This window comes from Clostridium sp. 16K-1-R1 (assembly GCF_023921145.1).
Taxonomy (GTDB): domain Bacteria; phylum Bacillota; class Clostridia; order Clostridiales; family Clostridiaceae; genus Sarcina; species Sarcina perfringens.
The window spans coordinates 678,568-698,677 of the sequence record NZ_CP046515.1; the positions used below are offsets into that span (position 1 = coordinate 678,568).

At 27.9% G+C, this 20,110-nt stretch carries 15 protein-coding genes, 1 pseudogene and 1 riboswitch; of the genes and pseudogenes, 12 read left to right on the forward strand and 4 right to left on the reverse strand.

Features of this window, described 5'->3' with window-relative positions; all coding sequences use genetic code 11:
• The first annotated feature begins 1,207 nt into the window (after positions 1–1,207).
• From GOM42_RS02970 to treR, 7 genes are all read left to right on the forward strand, one after another.
• A complete protein-coding gene (locus tag GOM42_RS02970; RefSeq protein WP_057230785.1) occupies positions 1,208–2,344 on the forward strand; it encodes a betaine/proline/choline family ABC transporter ATP-binding protein in 1,137 nt (378 codons plus the stop codon).
• Positions 2,337–3,890 (forward strand): glycine betaine ABC transporter substrate-binding protein, encoded by a 1,554-nt coding sequence (locus tag GOM42_RS02975; protein ID WP_057230786.1) that lies wholly within the window; start codon positions 2,337–2,339, stop codon positions 3,888–3,890. Before GOM42_RS02970 ends, GOM42_RS02975 begins: the two co-directional genes overlap by 8 nt.
• A gap of 256 nt (positions 3,891–4,146) precedes the next feature.
• A complete protein-coding gene (locus GOM42_RS02980) occupies positions 4,147–4,722 on the forward strand; it encodes a sigma-70 family RNA polymerase sigma factor (RefSeq protein WP_252597693.1) in 576 nt (191 codons plus the stop codon).
• Positions 4,715–5,806: a DUF4179 domain-containing protein gene (locus GOM42_RS02985; RefSeq protein ID WP_057230791.1), complete on the forward strand. Its 1,092-nt coding sequence runs from the start codon at positions 4,715–4,717 to the stop codon at positions 5,804–5,806. Before GOM42_RS02980 ends, GOM42_RS02985 begins: the two co-directional genes overlap by 8 nt.
• A gap of 350 nt (positions 5,807–6,156) precedes the next feature.
• The gene (gene treP / locus GOM42_RS02990) at positions 6,157–7,578 is read left to right on the forward strand and encodes a PTS system trehalose-specific EIIBC component (RefSeq protein ID WP_003471351.1); all 1,422 of its coding nucleotides are present in this window, start codon (positions 6,157–6,159) and stop codon (positions 7,576–7,578) included.
• Positions 7,579–7,781: 203 nt separating this feature from the next.
• Positions 7,782–9,449, forward strand: coding sequence for an alpha,alpha-phosphotrehalase (gene treC, locus GOM42_RS02995; protein ID WP_057230793.1), 1,668 nt, complete (start codon positions 7,782–7,784; stop codon positions 9,447–9,449).
• Positions 9,450–9,713: 264 nt separating this feature from the next.
• A complete protein-coding gene (treR, locus tag GOM42_RS03000; RefSeq protein ID WP_003471465.1) occupies positions 9,714–10,421 on the forward strand; it encodes a trehalose operon repressor in 708 nt (235 codons plus the stop codon).
• Positions 10,422–10,870: 449 nt separating this feature from the next.
• Here treR and GOM42_RS03005 read toward each other — a convergent pair whose 3' ends face one another.
• Positions 10,871–13,057, reverse strand: a complete 2,187-nt coding sequence (locus GOM42_RS03005) for a stage V sporulation protein D (protein ID WP_003471431.1) — start codon at positions 13,055–13,057, stop codon at positions 10,871–10,873.
• Positions 13,058–13,403: 346 nt separating this feature from the next.
• On the opposite strand from GOM42_RS03005, the gene GOM42_RS03010 reads away from it, so the two are divergent.
• The 5 genes from GOM42_RS03010 (at position 13,404) to ribE (ending at position 18,357) form a co-directional block, all read left to right on the forward strand.
• Positions 13,404–14,072, forward strand: coding sequence for a peptidoglycan recognition family protein (locus tag GOM42_RS03010; protein WP_003471344.1), 669 nt, complete (start codon positions 13,404–13,406; stop codon positions 14,070–14,072).
• 89 nt (positions 14,073–14,161) lie between these two features.
• Positions 14,162–14,277: riboswitch (FMN riboswitch) on the forward strand.
• 368 nt (positions 14,278–14,645) lie between these two features.
• The gene (gene ribD, locus GOM42_RS03015) at positions 14,646–15,743 is read left to right on the forward strand and encodes a bifunctional diaminohydroxyphosphoribosylaminopyrimidine deaminase/5-amino-6-(5-phosphoribosylamino)uracil reductase RibD (RefSeq protein ID WP_003471179.1); all 1,098 of its coding nucleotides are present in this window, start codon (positions 14,646–14,648) and stop codon (positions 15,741–15,743) included.
• A 21-nt stretch (positions 15,744–15,764) separates the two neighbouring features.
• On the forward strand, positions 15,765–16,418 hold the full coding sequence (locus tag GOM42_RS03020) for a riboflavin synthase (RefSeq protein WP_003471205.1): 654 nt from the start codon (positions 15,765–15,767) through the stop codon (positions 16,416–16,418).
• A gap of 151 nt (positions 16,419–16,569) precedes the next feature.
• A complete protein-coding gene (locus GOM42_RS03025) occupies positions 16,570–17,769 on the forward strand; it encodes a bifunctional 3,4-dihydroxy-2-butanone-4-phosphate synthase/GTP cyclohydrolase II (protein ID WP_011590250.1) in 1,200 nt (399 codons plus the stop codon).
• A 126-nt stretch (positions 17,770–17,895) separates the two neighbouring features.
• Complete coding sequence (gene ribE / locus GOM42_RS03030) at positions 17,896–18,357, forward strand: 6,7-dimethyl-8-ribityllumazine synthase (protein WP_003471176.1); 462 nt, start codon at positions 17,896–17,898, stop codon at positions 18,355–18,357.
• A 126-nt stretch (positions 18,358–18,483) separates the two neighbouring features.
• On the opposite strand, the gene GOM42_RS03035 is transcribed toward ribE, so the two are convergent.
• The 3 genes and pseudogenes from GOM42_RS03035 to GOM42_RS03045 form a co-directional block, all read right to left on the reverse strand.
• Positions 18,484–18,951 carry a hypothetical protein gene (locus GOM42_RS03035; RefSeq protein WP_260324251.1) on the reverse strand — a complete coding sequence of 156 codons (468 nt, stop codon included), beginning with the start codon at positions 18,949–18,951 and terminating at the stop codon, positions 18,484–18,486.
• Positions 18,949–19,284, reverse strand: a pseudogene (locus tag GOM42_RS15710) (cell wall-binding protein); the annotation flags it as partial. The gene GOM42_RS03035 and the pseudogene GOM42_RS15710, both read right to left, overlap by 3 nt.
• Positions 19,285–19,579: 295 nt before the next feature.
• On the reverse strand, positions 19,580–19,987 hold the full coding sequence (locus GOM42_RS03045; RefSeq protein WP_003457667.1) for a secondary thiamine-phosphate synthase enzyme YjbQ: 408 nt from the start codon (positions 19,985–19,987) through the stop codon (positions 19,580–19,582).
• Between the last annotated feature and the right edge of the window lie 123 nt (positions 19,988–20,110).

Below are 20,110 nucleotides of genomic sequence, written 5' to 3' on the forward strand. Positions count from 1 at the left end.
AATTTATCAAAGTAATTTATTAATAAAACTTACTAGTAAATAACATATTAATTGTAAACTTTATTCATGAGATTTGATAAATTCTTTTACTTTAAATATAAGAAAAAAATATTTTGAATATAAGAAAAAATACCTTTTACACAAGTATTATAAATTAAAAAGAGAACGAATGTTTGCATTTCTTACTTTTATATGTTATACTTAACTCTCAGCTTGTGGGTTTAAATGCTGAAATTAGAATATAGAAATAAATTATTTTTATAATAAAATAAAGTTTAGAGTTTATTCTCAGGTTTAAAAAGGTATAGAAGAGAGATAAAATATTTAAATTACAATATGGTAAATTGTAATTCACTTCGTAAAGAGGATTTTCACTTCAATAGGTACAAAATTATTTTATACTAATGTTTTAAAATTTATAAAAACATGATAAATGGTATAAAAACATAACACCTAAAATATTCTTAATAAATCCAGTAAAAAATTTAAAAGTATGTTATTAATTCAGTATAGTTTTACATCATAGGACTATTTATTTAAGATTTATAAAAAGGTACTGCGTGAAAAATTAATAATATGTATTTTCATATATTATAGCTAATTAAAGTTGATTTAGAATGATATTTGATTAGTTTAATTTTTGTTGAAAAAAATAGAATATATTCATACTAGTTGTTAACTCAAAAGAGAAACTAGATGATTTTTAATACTTACAATTAAACCTGTGAATTAAAGGAAAAAAATAAAAATTTTGATATATAAATATTAAATTATGTCTATAATTTAAGTGAAAGTTGAATTCTCTATATAGGGAGAATTCATTTAAAATGTAAATTAAAAGGAGGATACAAATTTGTTAATATATAATATTTGTAATGAATTTAGTAAAAGTAAAAAGAATAAAAGAAGAACTAGTACAGATGTAAAGAATATTTTAAATGAGGCAAAAAATAAATAGATTTTATTATGTAGAGCACTGTTTTATATAATGGTGTTTTTTTATTATTTTAAATACTATTTTAAAAGCTTATGAAGATAGTAATATAGCCATTAATAGAGACTAACATAGTATTTAGTATTTAATAAATTATATGAAATAAATTTTAGGTTAAACAAATTAAAATTTGAATTTAACTTAAAATCGTGTTATAATGAACTAACAACTTTTTAAAATAATAAAAGTTGTCAGAAGAAAAGGGGGATTTTTATGATAGAAATAAAAAATGTATCTAAACAAATAGGGGACAGAAAGATACTAGATAATATTTCTTTAACTATTGATAAAGGAAGTCTAGTTGTTTTAATAGGTTCTAGTGGATGCGGTAAAACAACTACTTTAAAACTTATAAATAAGTTAATAACACCTACTTCTGGTGAAATATTTATAAATGGGAAATCTTTAGCCAAGGAAAACCCTATTGAATTAAGAAGAAATATTGGATACGTAATTCAGAATAATGGATTATTTCCACATTTAACAATAAAGGAAAATATAGAGCTTATTCCAAGACTAAAGAAAGGCAAAGATGTTGAAAAAATAGAGAAGACAACTTTAGACCTTTTAAATATGGTTGGATTGGATCCTGAAATTTATTTAAATAAGTATCCATCAGAGCTTAGTGGAGGACAGCAACAGAGAGTAGGTTTTGCAAGAGCCTTTGCTACAGATGCTGAGATAATTTTAATGGACGAGCCCTTTAGTGCTTTAGATCCAATAACTCGTACTTCACTTCAGGAAGAGCTTTTTAATATTCAAGAGGAACTTAAAAAGACAATTATTTTTGTTACTCATGATATGGATGAAGCTTTAAAGATAGCAGATAAAATATGCATAATGAATGGAGGAAAAATAGCTCAATATGATACTCCAGAAAATATACTTAGAAATCCAGCAAATGATTTTGTTAGAGATTTTATAGGATCAGATAGGGTTTGGAATAATCCTGACTTCATAAAAGCAAAGGATATAATGATAAAAAATCCTGTATCTGTTAAAGGTGCTAGAACCATATTACAGGGAATTGAAATAATGAGAAGTAATAAGGTTGATAGTTTATTAGTTATTGATAAAGGAAATGTACTTAAAGGTATTGTTACTTTTAAAGATATAAAAATTACAAATGAAAAATCAAGAGCACTTTCAGAAATTATGAGTGAAAATCCACTAAGAGTTAATGAAGATGATAGTTTAGTTGATATTTTAACTGTAATGAATGAAAACTCAGTAGGATTTATACCTGTTGTTAACTCGGAAGAAAAATTGGTAGGGCTTATAACAAGAAGTAGTTTACTTTCAATATTAAGCGACCAATTCTTAGACATGGAGGTGAATATATTTGAATAATTTATTACAATATGTAATTTCACAGAAAACTCAAATATTAGATTTATTAGTTCAACATATATATTTAACAATTACGGCTATAGGAATAGCTATATTAATAGGAGTTCCTTTAGGAATTCTTGTTTCAAGGGTCAAATTTTTAAGAAAGCCTATACTAGGATTTGTAAACTTAGTACAAGCTGTGCCTTCTATGGCCTTACTAGGATTGCTTATTCCCATATTAGGAATAGGAAGTACACCTGCAATCTTTATGGTTGTAGTATATTCATTGCTTCCAATAGTTAAAAATACTTACACAGGAATCTCTGGCATAGACCCAGTAGTATTAGAATCTGCTAAGGGAATTGGACTTACTAAGAACCAAAGTTTATTTAAGATACAATTACCATTAGCATTGCCAATAATAATGTCTGGTATAAGAATATCAGCAGTTACAGCCGTAGGGCTTATGACTTTAGCAGCCTTTATTGGTGCCGGTGGACTTGGATACTTAGTATTCTCAGGAGTTCAAACGGTAAATAATAATATGATTTTAGCAGGAGCTATACCAGCTTGTATTTTAGCCTTAATAGTTGACTTTATTTTTGGAAAAATAGAGGTAGCTGTTACACCAAAGGGATTAAGTAATGATAACAAAAAGAAAAATACTTTTGTTCTTAAAATAATAAGTGTAATAATGATAATAGCTATTTTATTTATGGGAATTTCATCATTTATATCAAGTAAAAAAGATAAAGTGGTTATTGGATCAAAAAACTTTACAGAGCAACTTATTTTAGGAAATATGTATGCAGATTTAGTTCAGGATAAAACAGATTTACAAGTTGAAAAAAAGTTAAATCTAGGAGGAACATCAGTTGCCTTTGGAGCTCTTGAAAAAGGTGATGTTGACATGTACGTTGATTATACTGGAACATTACTTGTTAATGTTATGAAAGAAAATAATATTGATAATAGTGTAGATTATTATAATAGCATAAAAGAAAATATGAATAAGGAACATGGGTTAACAGTAATGGAACCCCTAGGTTTTAATAATACTTATAATATAGCTATATCAAAAGAATTAGCTGATAAGTATAAAATAAATACCATATCAGATTTATCAAAGTACAGTAATGACTTTGTATTATCTCCAACTATTGAATTCCAAAATAGACAAGATGGTTTAGTTGGATTAAAGAATTACTATGGCATGGATTTCAAAAATGTTAAATCTTTAGATGGAAGTCTTAGATACTCAGCATTATCAAATGGGGAATCACAGGCTATAGATGCTTTCTCAACAGATGGACTTCTTAAAAAGTTTGACTTAAAAACTTTAGAAGATGACAAGAAATTCTTTGTAAATTATAGTGCAGTACCTATAGTTAACAATAAAACTTTAGAAAAATATCCACAATTAAAGGATGTTTTAAACTCTTTAAGTGGTAAGATCAATGAAGAAAAAATGATTGACTTAAACTATGAAGTAGATGTATTAGGTAAATCACCAGAAGAGGTTGCTAAAGCTTTCTTAATTAGAGAAGGTTTAATAGAACAATAGTGAGTATTTATTATATGTTAAATAAAAATTATAAGAAGCATATTAGGATTTATATAAGTCTTAATATGCTTTTTTATTGCTTAATTTATAATTAGTATAGTTTTTAGTGAGAGTATGTTTAAAGAAAATTATTTTAGAAAGTTTTTTAAATAAAACCTAACTTAAAGAAAAAATAAAAAATTTGAAACTTTTTAGCTACTTAAAAAGACTAATATATGTAGACATCGATGTTAAAGTTTTTGCTAGGAGGGGAAAGATGGAAAAAACTATGAGTATATCATATCTAGATATAGATAGAAAAAATGAATTAAATGAAATTAGATTAATAAAAGAATCAATGAAAGGAAATAAAGAATCCTTTGGAATCCTTATAAAAAACAATAAAGAATACTTATACAAAATGGCGTTTCTATATGTTAAAGATGAGCAGGATGCTCTTGAAGTTATACATGAAACAGTATATAGAGCCTTTTTAAATATTGAAAAATTAAAAAAAGCAAAGTTTTTTAACACATGGATTACAAGAATTTTAATAAATGTATCAATTGATTTTCTAAAGAAAAAAGGAAAAAATGAAATGTTGGATGAAAGTACACCGATAAGAAAAGAAAAATGTGAAATATCCACAGAGGAAAAGTTAGATTTATATAATGCAATAGATTTATTAAATGATAATTATAAAACAGTAATAATCATGATGTACTTTAATGATATGAAAATAAAAGATATCTCAAAGGTTATGGAAATCCCAGAAAACACAGTTAAAACTTATTTGGGAAGAGCAAAACAAGCTTTAGGTGAGATTTTAAAGGAGGGATATTTAGATGAATAAAAAAGATTTAGATAAGATAAATTTACCAAATAATTTAGATGATATTATAGATGAGGCAATAAATATGGCTCATGAAGATAAAAAGAAAAATAAAATAAAAGGTAAAGGGGATAAGAAAGTATTTAAAAGTATTGCAGCAGGACTTGCAATAATTACTGGAATTGGTGTTGGTACAAGCACCTTGGCTTATGGGGTTCCAGTAATCAAGAATGCTTTTGAAAGAATACAAAAGGAAATATGGAATAAAGGGGATTACTCAAAATATGCAACAGAAGTTAATCAGACTGTCTCTAATAATGGGGTAGGAATAACTTTGTCAGAGATTCTTTGTGATGGACAGAATTTATATGTAAGCTATGTAATTGAAAGTAAAGAACCTTTTAAATATATAAAATATAAATATGATCCTGTGAAAGATTATGACATAACTAAAGAACAAGCAGAAAAAATTGAACAAATGCAATTAGATTACGGAGCTGAAGCTAAAGTAAGTTTTACAGATAGTGAGTTAGATAATAGTGGAGTTTCAGGATTAGAAGGAAGATTCATAGATGATCATACTTTTGTTGGAGTAGAAGAGTACAATTTAACAAGCTTAAACATGAAGATTCCAGATGAATTTGAATTTATAATAAATTTCAATTCAATAGTTGAAGAAGGATGGAATAGTGAGAGAGATAAAGATAATGTATTAGAAGGAACTTGGAACTTTAAAGTGCCAGTAAAAGTTGATAAATCTTTATCTAAGTGTATAGAAGTTAATGATATGAATAAGGAGGGTGTTGGTATTAAAGAAGTAATAGCAACTCCAATTAAATTAAAATTAGTTACTACTGGCTATGACAGAGAAAAGAATAATTACTGGGTAAGAGTTTATGATGAAAAAGGGAATATATTAATAACAAGCAGTGGAGAAGAATTATCTAGTTATGGAGAATACTTATCAACTATTGCTAAGGAAGGTGAAGATATTAAAAAAATAAAAGTTGAAATTTATAAACCATTTGTAGATGAAAATGGAAAAGATTATTTTCATGATCCTAGAGAAACTATATTATATTCTAAGGAAATAAATTTAGAATAAACAAGGCTTATAATATTAATTTATTAAGTTTAAAATAAAAAATATATTAACCTAAAATAGTTTTATAAAGAGAAGTTAAATGAGAGTTTATAGTAATTTTCATTGACTTCTTTTTTATTTCTGATAGTTTTTTTTAATTTTAAAGTTTAATTTCCTATTATAAATATTTTAGTAACTTGTATATTAATTATTTTTAAACTACTAACTATAAGTTAAATATTTTATTATTTAATGATAAAAATAGTAAATAAAAAACTTTTGAAAAGGATTAATGAAAAGGTTGACACAACATATACGTATATGTTAGTATAAAGCCATAAGATATACGTACAAGTTATGGAGGGAAAAAGATGAGTAAGTTTGAAAAAGATGCAAAGTTACTAACAGAGTACATAGGCGGAAAAGAAAACGTAGCTGCAGTTACTCACTGTGCTACAAGAATGAGATTCGTTTTAAATGATACAAGCAAAGCAGATGTTGAAAAAATAAAAGCTATTCCTTGTGTAAAAGGAACTTTTACACAAGCAGGACAGTTTCAAGTAATAATTGGACCAGAAGTTGCAACTTTTTATAATGATTTTGTTGGACAGACTGGAGTATCTGGAGAAAGTAAGGAAGAAGTCAAGAAGGCTGCTAAGAAGAATATGAATATAGTTCAGAGAGCAGTTGCAGGCTTAGCAGAAATATTTGCTCCGTTAATACCAGCTATCATAGTTGGAGGTCTTATATTAGGATTCCGTAATGTAATCGGAGATATGAAATTATTTGAAGATGGAACTAAGAGTTTAGTTGAAATTTCTCAATTCTGGGCAGGAACACATAGTTTCTTATGGTTAATAGGAGAGGCAATATTCCACTTCTTACCTGTAGGAGTTGTTTGGTCAATTGCTAAGAAAATGGGAGCAGATCAAATGCTAGGAATAGTTATTGGTATAACTTTAGTATCTCCACAATTATTAAATGCATATAGTGCAGGTAATGGAGCCGCTGCTCCAGTTTGGGACTTTGGATTTGCTCAAGTTCCAATGATAGGATATCAAGCACAAGTTTTACCAGCAATCATGGTTGGATTCACTTTTGTTTACTTAGAAAGATTATTTAAGAAGATTACACCAGGTCCTATACAAATGATAATAGTACCATTTTTCTCAGTAATTCCAACAGTATTATTAGCACACACTGTTTTAGGACCTATAGGTTGGAAAATAGGTAGCGTAATATCAGGAGCTATAGTGGCAGGCTTAACATCATCATTTGGATGGTTATTTGCAGGAATTTTTGGAATGATTTATGCACCATTAGTTATAACAGGATTACATCATACTTTATTACCAGTTGATTTACAACTTATAAGTGATATAGGTGGAACATTCTTATGGCCAATAATTGCATTATCAAATATAGCTCAAGCATCAGCAGTTTTAGCTATGATATATGTAAATAGAAAAGATGAAGATGAAAAACAAATATCAATACCAGCATGTATTTCAGGATATTTAGGGGTAACTGAACCTGCAATGTTTGGGGTTAACTTAAAATATCTATATCCATTCATAGCTTCTATGATTGGAGCAGGAGTTTCTGGTATGTTCTCAATGGCAATGGGATGTATGGCAAACTCAGTAGGAGTTGGTGGATTACCAGCAATCTTATCAATGCAATCATCTAGTATGTTAATGTATTTAGTTGCAATGGGAATAGCAATAGTTGTACCATTCATCTTAACAATAGTGTTCTCAAAGACAAAATTAGCTAATATGGCTTCAAAATAATATAAAAAGGTGGGGGTAACTCCACCTTTTGCTTATATAGATTTTAGGTGAAATAACACATGAAATACTAGGTAAGATCTATTAAATTACGGATTTAAATATAATTAGAAATTATATTTAAAATTTAACAAGTGTTGACAGAAAGAGTGAATTAGAATATATTTAAAATAACTTATACGTACAAGTTGTGTGAGGTGTGAATTATGAAAGATTTTAAGAAAAGTGTTGTTTATCAGATATATCCAAAATCATTTAAGGATTCAAATGGAGATGGTCTTGGAGATTTAAGAGGAGTAATTGAAAAATTAGATTATCTTAAAAATTTAGGAGTAGATTATATTTGGATGACTCCATTTTATGTATCTCCTCAAAAAGATAATGGATATGATATAGCAGATTATTATAAAATTGATCCTAGATATGGAACTATGGAAGATTTTGAAGAATTGGTTAAAGAAGCTAAAGGCAGAAATATAGATATTATGCTTGATATGGTTTTTAATCATACTTCTACAGAGCATGAATGGTTTAAAAGAGCTTTAAAGGGCGAAGAAAAATATAAAAATTATTACATTTTTAAAGAAGGAAAAAAAGGAGAACCACCAACAAATTGGATTTCAAAGTTTGGAGGGAATGCTTGGGAGTATGTTGAGGAGCTAGGAGAGTATTACCTACATTTATTTGATGTTTCACAGGCTGATTTAAACTGGAATAATAAAGAATTAAGAGAAGAAATCTATAAAGTGGTGAATTTCTGGATAGATAAAGGGGTTAAAGGATTTAGATTAGATGTTATAAACCTTATTTCTAAGCCAGAAAAATTTGAAAATGATTATGAAGGAGATGGAAGAAGATTTTATACTGATGGGCATAGAATACATGAGTATTTAAAAGAACTTAATGAAAGAACTTTTGGTAAAGATGTAGAAATAGTAACTGTTGGTGAAATGTCATCAACAACTATAGAAAACTGTATAAAATATTCTAATCCTAAGGAAAAAGAATTATCAATGGTATTTAATTTTCATCATTTAAAGGTTGATTATAAAGATGGTCAAAAATGGTCTTTAATGGATTTTGATTTTATTGAATTAAAAAAACTTTTTAATAATTGGCAAAGAGGAATGATTAATGGAGGAGGCTGGAATGCTGTTTTTTGGTGTAACCACGATCAACCAAGAGTTAATTCAAGATTTGGAGATGTAAAGAAATACTTTAATGAATCTTCAAAAATGCTAGCGACTTCAATTCATATGATGAGTGGAACTCCTTATGTATATCAAGGAGAAGAAATTGGAATGACAAATCCAGGTTTTGAAAGTATTGAAGAATATAGAGATGTAGAATCAATAAACTATTTCAATATTTTAAAAGAAGAGGGAATTGATGAAAAAGAAATAATGGAAATCCTTAAGAGCAAATCAAGAGATAACTCAAGAACTCCTGTTCAATGGAATGAAGAAAAAAATGCTGGGTTTACTACAGGAACTCCTTGGATAAATATTGCTAATAATTATAGAGAAATAAATGTTGAAAGAGCTTTAGAAAATAAGGATTCTGTATTTTATCATTATAAGAAACTTATTGAATTAAGAAAGAATGAAGATGTAATAGCCTATGGAGATTACATTCAGTTTTTAGAAGATCATCCTAAAGTTTATGCTTATGAAAGAAATTATAATGGTGAAAAGTTACTTGTTATAAATAACTTCTATGGAGAAGAGTGCTTAGTAGATTTATCAAAGGAAATTGAAGGGCTAGAAAATTACAATAAGAGTATTTTAATATCTAATTATAAGGATAGTACATTAGATTTATTAAGTTTAAAGTTAAGACCATATGAATCAATAGTTTATAAATTAGAAAAGTAATATATAATAATTGAAAAATTTGAGATTTCAATAGTATAAAAGATATACTTTGCGCATCAATTATATATTACAAATTAAGAAGGGGTTGTATTTTAAATAAGATGCAACTCCTTTATTTTTTTGAAATTCACTTAAAACTTACTATTATGTTAAAATATAATTGAATTTTAATATTTATAGGTAATAATAAATATTGAGTTATTTATTATACAAAGTTTTAAAAGTAGTAAAAGTTATAATTATAGGTTGGGGAGAGTTTAAAATATGTCTAGTAAGTATTTAAAAATATATAATGATATTGTTGGAAAAATAGATAGTGGAATTTTTGAAGCAAATACTAAATTGCCTTCAGAATCACAACTTATGGATGAATATAATGTATCTAGGGATACTGTAAGAAAATCCTTAAATTTATTAGAGCAAAATGGGTATATTGAAAAATCTAAAGGTAAGGGATCCTTTGTACTTGATATGAATAAATTTGATTTTCCTGTGTCAGGTATAAAGAGCTTTAAAGAGATTGAAAATAGCTTAGGAAAAGAGTGCGAAACTATATTAGAGGAATTAACATTAAAAAGTCCTAGTGATAGCCTTATGAAAAAATTAGAGGTTTCTCCTAATAAATATGTTTGGAGTGTAGTAAGAGTTAGAAATATTGATGGTGAAAAGATAATTTTAGATAAGGACTATTTAAATGCAGAGTTTGTTCCAAGACTTACAGAAGAAATATGCAAGGATTCTTTATATAAATATATAGAGGGAGAATTAGGGTTAAAAATAGCCTATGCTGAAAAAGAGATAACAGTACAAACTGCTACTGAGGAAGATCAAAGACTTTTAGATTTAAGAGGATATGATATGGTAGCTGTGGTTAAAAGTTATACATATTTAGAAGGAAGAAAATTATTTCAATATACAGAGTCAAGACATAGACCAGATAAATTTAAGTTTGTAGATTTTGCAAGAAGATAGCTTTAAAATGGTGATGAGGCTGTATCAAAATATAATAATAAAACTTGCAAACATTATAAAAAGAGTAGTTAGATGAGCTTTAGAATGTTTGCAAGTTTTATTAAAAGTTATTTTGATATAAGCCTCTTTTAGAATTACTAATTATTTTAAATAAAAAAATGAGAGCACTTATGTACTCTCATTGACTGAATAATGTTTAACACCTAAAATAGCAAAGGAAAAAGTTTCGATGTAGTAAAGGCTAATTTAGGAAAGCCACTTAAGTATCAAACAGTTTTTAAAAAAAGTTAATAATGTTTACAAAATATTTATAAAACTTTTTGCATTTAATGTCAAATAAATGGAATTAAATAATTTTAATATTTAAGCCTATATTTTGAAATTAAATAATTTTAACCATTAAATAATTATTTAAATAAGGAATGTATACATTTTACATTAACAATTTTTTAATATCCTAAGGTTAATGTAATTTTTGAATTTCCATTTACAACTTCATCAGGTGAAATACTTTGCTTAGTTACAGATGGTCCTTCACCAACAAATTCTCCTATAAGACCTAACTGATTAAGAAGTTTTTCAGCAGATTCTTTAGAATAGTTTTTAAAGTCTGGAATTATAACATCACTATTTAAGTTTGAACTATCACCAGCTATTAAAGTTATTTTTGTATCAGGAGATATTGGATAGCCAGGAGCAGGATTACTTTCAACTATAAATTCACCTTCACCTTCTATTTCGTAAGATATACTTAATTCTTTTAGCATACTTGTAGCATCATTTATAGGTAATCCACGAACTTCAGGAATTATAACAGTTTCTTTTTCAGGAAGTTTTTCATCTAAGTGGAATTCTGTTAAATCTATATAGTTAAATATATTTTGGAGTAGCATTCCAGCTAAAGGTGCTGCAACTCTACCACCATAATATTCTCCATTTTTAGGATTATCAACAGATACCATAACAGATATTTGTGGATTATCATAAGGAGCAAAACCAACAAAGGAAGCTACATATCCTCCACCATATCCACCAGTTTCAGGATTAACTTTTTGGGCAGTACCTGTTTTACCAGCAACTCCATATCCTTCTTTATAAGCTCCTTTTGCTGATCCATTTTTTACTGCGTTTTCTAGGGCTAATTTTATTTGATCAGCAGTTTCTTTGCTTATTAAATTTTCTGTTTTTTTAGGGACAAAGGTTTCATCTATAACTCTATCATTATTTTCATCTATATAACTTATTTCTTTAACAACATGGGGTTGAATTAATGTGCCACCATTGGCAACGGCATTAACTGCAGTCATGAATTGAATTGGGTTAACAGTATTAGTTTGACCAAAAGAAATAGTTGCTAAGTCCATATCTGTTATATTTTCTGTTTTCTTAACTATTCCAGGAGATTCACCAGGTAAATCTACACCGGATTTTTTTCCAAGACCAAATTTTTTAATATATTCATTTAATTTTTCAGCACCTAATTTTTCTCCTAAATTCATAAATCCAACGTTACATGAATTTTGTATTATTTCTTCAAAGGTTTGAGTGCCATGGCCACCTCTTTTCCAGCATTTAATGAATCTATCACCTTTTTGAAGACCACCACTACAGGTATAGGTTTCATCCTTACCAGCTACCCCTTCTTGGACTGCGGCGGAAGCTGTTATTATCTTAAAAATAGAACCAGGTTCGAAGGAGTCTGAAACAGATCTATTTCTCCACATTTTTTGAATTCTATCTGAGGAAGTATTTCCAGAAAAATTTTCAGCCCCATCATAAGGTTTATTTGGATTAAAGTCTGGCTTGTTAGACATAGCTAAGATTTCACCATTGTTTGGATTCATTATTATTACTGATGCTGCATCAGCATTATGATGTACTAAACCTATTTCAGCGATTTGTTCAGCAAAGTATTGTAATTTTTCATCAATTGTTAAGACTACATCTTTGCCATCTACAGGGGCTGTAAATCTAGAAATAGTATAAGGATATTCAGCACCGTCTTTAACCATCTCAGTTATTTTTAATCCAGGACTTCCAGATAAAACTCTATCATATTTTAGCTCAATACCATTTAGTCCAACACCGTCAGAGTTAGTAGTACCTAGTACATGAGAAAGAAAATTATCATTAGGATAGTATCTTTGAGTATCTGGAGAAACCATTACTCCTGGTATTTCTAATTCTTTAACTTTATCAGCTTTCTCCTTTTCTATTCTTCTAGCAAGGATTGCAGCACCAGCAGGAGCTCCAGAAGGAAGTTTAAATTCTAATTTTTTTAAAACTGTATCCTTATCCATTTCAAGAACCTTAGAAATTTCTAAAGCTAATTCTTCATTAGTTTTTCCAGTTTTCTTTGTATAAGATCTAATTGCATTTAGGTTGAAGTCAACTCTATAAACATTAGAACTAACAGCAAGCTCGTTTAGATCCCTATCTAGTATTTTTCCTCTTCTTGCAGATATTTTAACTTCGTTTGTCCATTGTTCAACAGCTAGTTCTGCATATTCAGGTCCTTTAACTATCATTACATAAGATAATCTAATGCTTAGTATAAAACACATAATTATAATAAATGCTAGGATAAACGAAAGTCTTTTTCTTATTATGGCCATATCTCTATATGATCTTTTCAATATTAAATACCTCCTCCAAAAAAACTTATCTATACATAATATTAGTTAAATAAGAAATTAATTATAAAATTTAAAAAAAAGCTTATTTAAAATAAAAGTTTATTTTTATGTGTATAGTAAGATTCATAATAATTTAAGGTTAGGATTTAAAATATTTTAAGTATGAAATAAAAAATTATAGAGGCAACAAAATGTAAATTATTAAAAATAAGGTAGAGATTAAAAAGGATTTTGTTTATTATTTACATATAAGGTTTTTAAATACTATGGTGTTTTTTAATATTTTAAAATAGGAACTGAAATATTGGGGTGCTATATTAAAAAAATAAAAGGGGGAAGAGCAGAGTTGGAGCATACTAAAATTAAGAATATTAATTTATCAAAGAGAAGAAAAAAGATTTTTAGAAGAAGACTTATATTTTTAATTAGTATTATATTGATTATTGGTGGAAGTATTTTCTTTGTTTTTTCTAAAATGAATAAAGATGAGAGTTATAGAGATGCTTATAAAAAGAATATTTCAAGTAGAGAGTTAGAAAAAATGAGGCAGGAATTAGATATAAAAGAAGTTGATTATAAATGGGGAAGCGGGCTTAAAAAGGGGAATTCACCTAAAAGATTAATTATTCATCATTCAGCAACAGATTCACCAGAAACTCCAGAAGATATTCATAAGTTTCATTTAGATAATGGATGGAGTGGAATAGGATATCATTTTTATATAAGGGAGGATGGGACAATTTATAAAGGTAGAGATGAAAATGTAATAGGAGCTCATGCAAAAAATGCAAATTATAATACCTTAGGAATATGCATTGAAGGAAACTTTGAAAAAGAGGGTTTAAAAGAGGCACAAAAAAATTCACTTGTTAAACTAGGAACTTATTTAAGCTTAAAATATCCAATAAAAGATATACTTCCACACAGGGAAGTTGTGGATACTTTATGTCCAGGCACACTTTTTCCAATGGATAATATAAAAAGTAGCATTATTGAGGAAATAAAGAATATGTGATGATTATATAGTGAGAATTAGATTTTATAAACTTAATACTGAATTGACATGAAAAAGTTTAAATGGTAATTTATAGATATAATTTAATAAAAATTCTTCAGGGCAGGGTGAAATTCCCTACCGGCGGTAAAGCCCGCGAGCTAGTTTAGCATGATTCGGTGAAACTCCGAGGCCGACAGTAAAGTCTGGATGAAAGAAGAATATCTAATAAGTTATCTTTTTATTATGTTTTATATGCATATTAAATGGATTGTTGTGCTTTAGAATCTTTAGCTCTGAACATTTTTTGTTCAGAGCTTTACTTTTTATACTATTTATATCGTTATTAATTATTTTGAATTGGTTAAAATTTTTATTTTTAGAAATATAGAAATATATTTAAAGGATTTATTTAAACCAGTTTTAAATTTTATTAAGCCTAATATTTTTAGATATATTAATTAAAATTTTAAGATTCTATTTAAATAACTTCAATTACTTGGATAACTAATAAAAGCCCTGAGTTTAAATTTACTCAGAGCTTTTATTTTTTATTAGGTACTTCTAAAGAAGAATTTGGAAGGAGAGGATAACTTGGATGAATTTTTTATGAAAAAAGCTTTGGAATTAGCTAGAAAAGGAGAGGGATATGTAAATCCAAATCCTTTGGTAGGAGCTGTTATTGTTAAGGGTGGAGAAATAATAGGACAAGGATATCATGAGTTTTTTGGAGGAAATCATGCTGAAATTAATGCTATTAATAGTTCTATTAAATCTACTGAGGGAGCAACAATATATGTTACCTTAGAACCTTGTTGTCACTATGGTAAAACTCCTCCATGTATAGAAGCCATAATTAAAAATAAATTTAAGAGAGTAGTAGTTGGAACCTTAGACCAAAATCCTTTAGTATCAGGAAAGAGTATTAAAATTTTAAGAGAGTCAGGCATAGAGGTTAAGGTAGGAGTTTTAGAAAAGGAATGTATTAGATTAAATGAGATATTTAATTTTTATATTAAGGAAAACAGACCTTTTATTGCACTTAAATGGGCAATGACCTTAGATGGAAAAATAGCAACTAAGGAATTTAAATCAAAATGGATAACTAATAGAAAATCAAGAGAGTTTGTTCATTCCTTAAGAAATAAATATAGCTCAATAATGGTTGGAATAAATACTGTTTTAAAGGATAATCCAGATTTAAGATGTAGACTTAATAAAAATAAAGAGTTAGAAAGAAAGCATTTTAGGATAGTACTTGATAGTAAATTAAGAATTCCTTTAGATTCAGAAATATTAAAAAATCAAAATGAGTCAAAAACCTTAATTTTTACAACAAATAAAAAAGATAAGATAAAAAATGAAAAATTAAAAGATATAGGTATAGAGGTAATAGAAGTAAATTTAGATGAAGGAAAAATTAATATTAATCAGGTTTTAGAGTGTTTAAAAGAAAAAAATATTGATTCAGTTCTTATTGAAGGAGGAGGAAATTTAAATTTTACTTTTTTAGAAAATAAAAAAGTAAATAAGATATATGCCTTTGTTGCACCAAAAGTTTTTGGAGGAAAAAATGCTATTACTCCTGTTGAAGGGGAAGGAATAAGAAATGTTTTAGACGCCTTTGAATTTCCTGAAGTAAATTTGAAGAATTTTGATAAGGATATTTTAATTGAATGTGGCCTTAGTTAATAGAAAAAGGAAGTGAATAATATGTTTACTGGTATTGTAGAAGAAATAGGAGAAGTTATAAGCATAGATAAAAATGAAAAATCATCTTTACTGAAAATAAGAGCTAATAAGGTCTTAGAGGATACAAAGATAGGTGATAGTATATCAACAAATGGAGTTTGCTTAACTATAACAACTAAGGGAAAAGATTATTTTACTGCATATGTTATGGGAGAAACCTTAAGAAAAAGTAATCTTGGAAACTTAAAAAAATCAAGTAAGGTGAACTTAGAAAGAGCCATGAGTATTAATGGCAGATTTAATGGACATATAGTAACTGGCCATATTGATTCCACTGGAGAAATAATTTCTTTTAAAGATGAGGGGGAAGCAATATGGGTAGAAATTAAAGTTTCATATGAATTAAGCAAATATATAGTTTATAAAGGTTCTATAGCTATTGATGGAATAAGTTTAACTATTGCAGAGGTTAAAGGGGAAAGTTTTAAAGTTTCAGTAATTCCTCATAGCCAGGAAGAGACAACATTAACTAAAAGAAAAATTGGTGATTTAGTAAATATAGAATGTGACTCTATTGGTAAGTATGTTGAAAAGCTTTTAGGATTTAAAAAAGATAGTAGAAAGAAAAAGTCTGTTTTAACAGAAGAGTTTTTAACTATTAATGGGTTTATTTAAATTGTATTTTAAAATTTAATATTTATTTTTATATATTGTTTTAGATTAAGTTTGATTTTACAAAGTAGATGTATTAGTTACAAAAAACAATATCTAATAATTTTAAAAATTCTTGAAAGGTGGTGTTGGGGATTTTTATCTCCTTAAAAATATGAAGAAGTTTAATTTAGTAGAAGAGGCAATAGAAGATATAAAAAATGGGAAAATGGTTATTGTTATTGATGATGAGGGAAGAGAAAATGAGGGGGATCTAGTTATGGCTGGAGAACTTGTTACTGGAGAAAAAATAAATTTTATGGCTACTTATGGAAAGGGTTTAATATGTGCTCCAGTAAGTGAGAGGATAGCTGAAAATTTAGGATTGAATCCTATGGTTTTAAATAATACAGATAATCATGAAACTGCCTTTACAGTATCTATAGATTATAAAGATACAACTACAGGAATATCAGCCTTTGAAAGGGCTCATACAATTAAAGAATTAATAAATGAAGAAAGTAAAGCAGAGGATTTTAGAAGACCAGGACATGTATTCCCTTTAATAGCTAAGAATGGTGGCGTTTTAAAGAGAGCTGGGCATACAGAGGCGGCAATTGACTTAGCAAAGTTAGCTGGATTAAAAGAAGTTGGGGTAATATGTGAAATAATGAAAGATGATGGAACTATGGCTAGAACTGATGAATTATTAGAATTTGCAAATAGTCATAATATGAAAATAATAACTATAGAAGATTTAATTGCTTATAGAACAGAAAGAGATAATTTTGTTTATAGAGTTGTTGAAACTAATATGCCAACTAAATATGGAGAGTTCAAGGCTATTGGGTTTATAGATAAACTTACAGGAGAGCATCATGTGGCTTTAGTTAAAGGAGAGATAAAATCAGAGGAGCCAGTATTATTAAGAGTGCATTCAGAATGCTTAACTGGAGATGTTTTTGGATCAAGAAGATGTGATTGCGGAGAGCAGTTTCATAGGGCTATGGAAAAAATAAATGAAGAGGGAAAAGGGATATTACTTTATATGAGACAAGAAGGAAGAGGAATAGGTCTTATAAATAAGTTGAAAGCTTATAAGCTTCAAGATGAAGGATTAGATACTGTAGAAGCTAATATAGCTTTAGGATTTCCAGAAGATCTTAGAGATTATGGCGTTGGAGCACAAATTTTAAAAGAGTTAAGTGTAAGGGAAATCAGGTTAATGACTAATAATCCTAAAAAAATAACTGGCTTAGAGGGATATGGACTTAAAATAGTAGAAAGAGTACCTATAGAAATAAAGTGTAATGAGGAAAATGAGTTTTATTTGAAAACTAAGAAAGAGAAAATGCACCATTTAATAATGCAGTAATTTTATAGAGTTATTTAAAATTTTAGATTTAAAGATAGATTAAAAGTGGATAAAAAAGTATCAATATTAGATACGAAGAATTAAAAAAATACTTGAAGTATAAAAATGTTTAAAGGAGAGATTAGAATGAGGATTTTAGAAGGAAATTTAATAGGTCAAGATAAAAAGTTTGCTATAGTTGCAGGAAGATTTAATGAATTCATTGTATCAAAGCTTATAGATGGAGCTTTAGATGCTTTTAAAAGACATGGAGTAGAGGAAGATAATATAGACCTTGCTTGGGTTCCAGGAGCTTTTGAAATACCATTAATAGCTAAAAAGTTAGCTAAGTCAGGAAAATATGCTGGAGTTGTTTGTTTAGGAACAGTAATAAGAGGAGCTACTAGTCATTATGATTATGTTTGTGGAGAGGTATCAAAAGGAATAGCTAATGTAAGCTTAGATACTGAAGTACCAGTTATCTTTGGAATAGTAACAACTGAGAATATAGAACAAGCTATAGAAAGAGCCGGAACTAAAGCTGGGAATAAAGGGTTTGATGCAGCTATGGCAGCCATTGAAATGGCAAATCTTTTAGAGAATATATAACTTTCCAAGTTAAGCATATAAGTTCAAGTTATAAAATTAAAGATTCTATAGCTTGAACTTATAATTAAAAGTATTTATCTTAAAATTAAGAATAACTATTTAAATAAACTTAGTGTTAAAGTTTGTTTATTTAACACACAAGTTACAAGGATCAGATTTTCCTTTATTTATAGCTTCATTAAGGCTCATGCTAAGGATAGAAGAGCTTCTTTTTAAGGCTGTACAATCTTTGCTATAGTGATAGCTTTTACCGTTTGGAGTTACATATACAATAGAATGGTTTTCATCTTTTAATGGCGTTGCTATACCGTTAGAATCTATTTTCCAACCATCAATAATTGTGTTAGTAACCATCTCACCAGAACTATTTAAATAGTACCAAGTACCATTGTCATTTAGCCAGCCAGTTTGCATAACTCCGTTAGAATTTGAATAATACCATTTAGAATAGACTTTATACCAACCTGTAGCCATAGAGCCATTGTCGTTTAAATAGTACCAAGTACCATTGTCATTTAACCAACCAGTTTGCATAACTCCATTAGAATTTGAATAATACCAGTTAGAATCAACTTTATACCAACATGTAGCCATAGAACCATTGTCGTTTAAATAGTACCAATTGCCATTATCATTTAGCCAGCCAGTTTGCATAACTCCGCTAGAATTTGAATAATACCAGTTAGAATCAACTTTATACCAACCTGTAGCCATAGAACCATTGTCATTTAAATAGTACCAATTGCCATTATCATTTAGCCAGCCAGTTTGCATAACTCCGTTAGAATTTGAATAATACCAGTTAGAATCAACTTTATACCAACCTGTAGCCATAGAGCCATTTTCATTTAAATAGTACCAAATACCATTATCATTTAGCCAACCAGTTTGTATAATTCCATTTTTATAGAAGTACCATATTCCATTTGTATTAATCCAACCTTCTTTAGAAGATTTAATTAAATTTTCATTTTTTATGTTATATGAGTTAGATAAATTTAAGTTTGATACTTGGATTTTCGAATTAAGTGTTTCTGCATTTACATTGATTGTATATATGCTTGAAGATATTAGTCCAAGTGTTAATACAATCGATGTTATTTTGTGATTGATTTTCATAATATTCCCCCTAAAACAAATTATTTAAGTAAATTATACTAAAAAACAGAAAATTTTGGATGAATATTATTGAAAATATAATTAATAATAAATTAATTAAATATTATCCCTCAAGAATCTTAACATAAAAAGTTCTGTTTCTTGGGCCATCAAAGTCGCAGAAATATACATCTTGCCATTGACCTAAGATTAATCTACCTCTATGTAATATTAATTGCTGAGATACTCCAACTGTAGAACTTTTAAGGTGTGAATGTGAATTGCCTTCAAAATGTCTGTATTTATGATCATTAGTTGGATAAACTTTTTCAAATCCATAAATTAAATCTTTAACAACATCAGGGTCTGCATTTTCATTTATTGTTATACCTGCAGTAGTGTGTGGACAATAAACAACCACAATTCCATTTTCAATATTACTATTTTTAATATCCTCTCTTATATAAGATGTAATTTTACTCATACTTTGAGGTGTATGAGTTTCTAGTGTATGTTTAAAAAAATTATTCATAAAAACACCCCTTTAAATCTTAATATATAAACATTATATAATATTTTTTTATTTGAAATAACATAATATTCTTAGGTTTAATATTAATAAATGTGGATAGAATGGCATATGAAGAACTTATAT

What these genes read in the sequence shown, in the direction of transcription:
- GOM42_RS02980 (WP_252597693.1), top strand. Translation starts at nt 4,147, where the DNA reads ATGGAAAAAACTATGAGTATATCATATCTAGATATAGATAGAAAAAAT.
- treP (WP_003471351.1), top strand. Translation starts at nt 6,157, where the DNA reads ATGAGTAAGTTTGAAAAAGATGCAAAGTTACTAACAGAGTACATAGGC.
- treR (WP_003471465.1), top strand. Translation starts at nt 9,714, where the DNA reads ATGTCTAGTAAGTATTTAAAAATATATAATGATATTGTTGGAAAAATA.
- GOM42_RS03035 (WP_260324251.1), bottom strand. Translation starts at nt 18,951, where the DNA reads ATGGCTACATGTTGGTATAAAGTTGATTCTAACTGGTATTATTCAAAT.
- GOM42_RS03020 (WP_003471205.1), top strand. Translation starts at nt 15,765, where the DNA reads ATGTTTACTGGTATTGTAGAAGAAATAGGAGAAGTTATAAGCATAGAT.
- GOM42_RS03025 (WP_011590250.1), top strand. Translation starts at nt 16,570, where the DNA reads ATGAAGAAGTTTAATTTAGTAGAAGAGGCAATAGAAGATATAAAAAAT.
- GOM42_RS03045 (WP_003457667.1), bottom strand. Translation starts at nt 19,987, where the DNA reads ATGAATAATTTTTTTAAACATACACTAGAAACTCATACACCTCAAAGT.
- GOM42_RS02970 (WP_057230785.1), top strand. Translation starts at nt 1,208, where the DNA reads ATGATAGAAATAAAAAATGTATCTAAACAAATAGGGGACAGAAAGATA.
- treC (WP_057230793.1), top strand. Translation starts at nt 7,782, where the DNA reads ATGAAAGATTTTAAGAAAAGTGTTGTTTATCAGATATATCCAAAATCA.
- GOM42_RS02985 (WP_057230791.1), top strand. Translation starts at nt 4,715, where the DNA reads ATGAATAAAAAAGATTTAGATAAGATAAATTTACCAAATAATTTAGAT.
- ribE (WP_003471176.1), top strand. Translation starts at nt 17,896, where the DNA reads ATGAGGATTTTAGAAGGAAATTTAATAGGTCAAGATAAAAAGTTTGCT.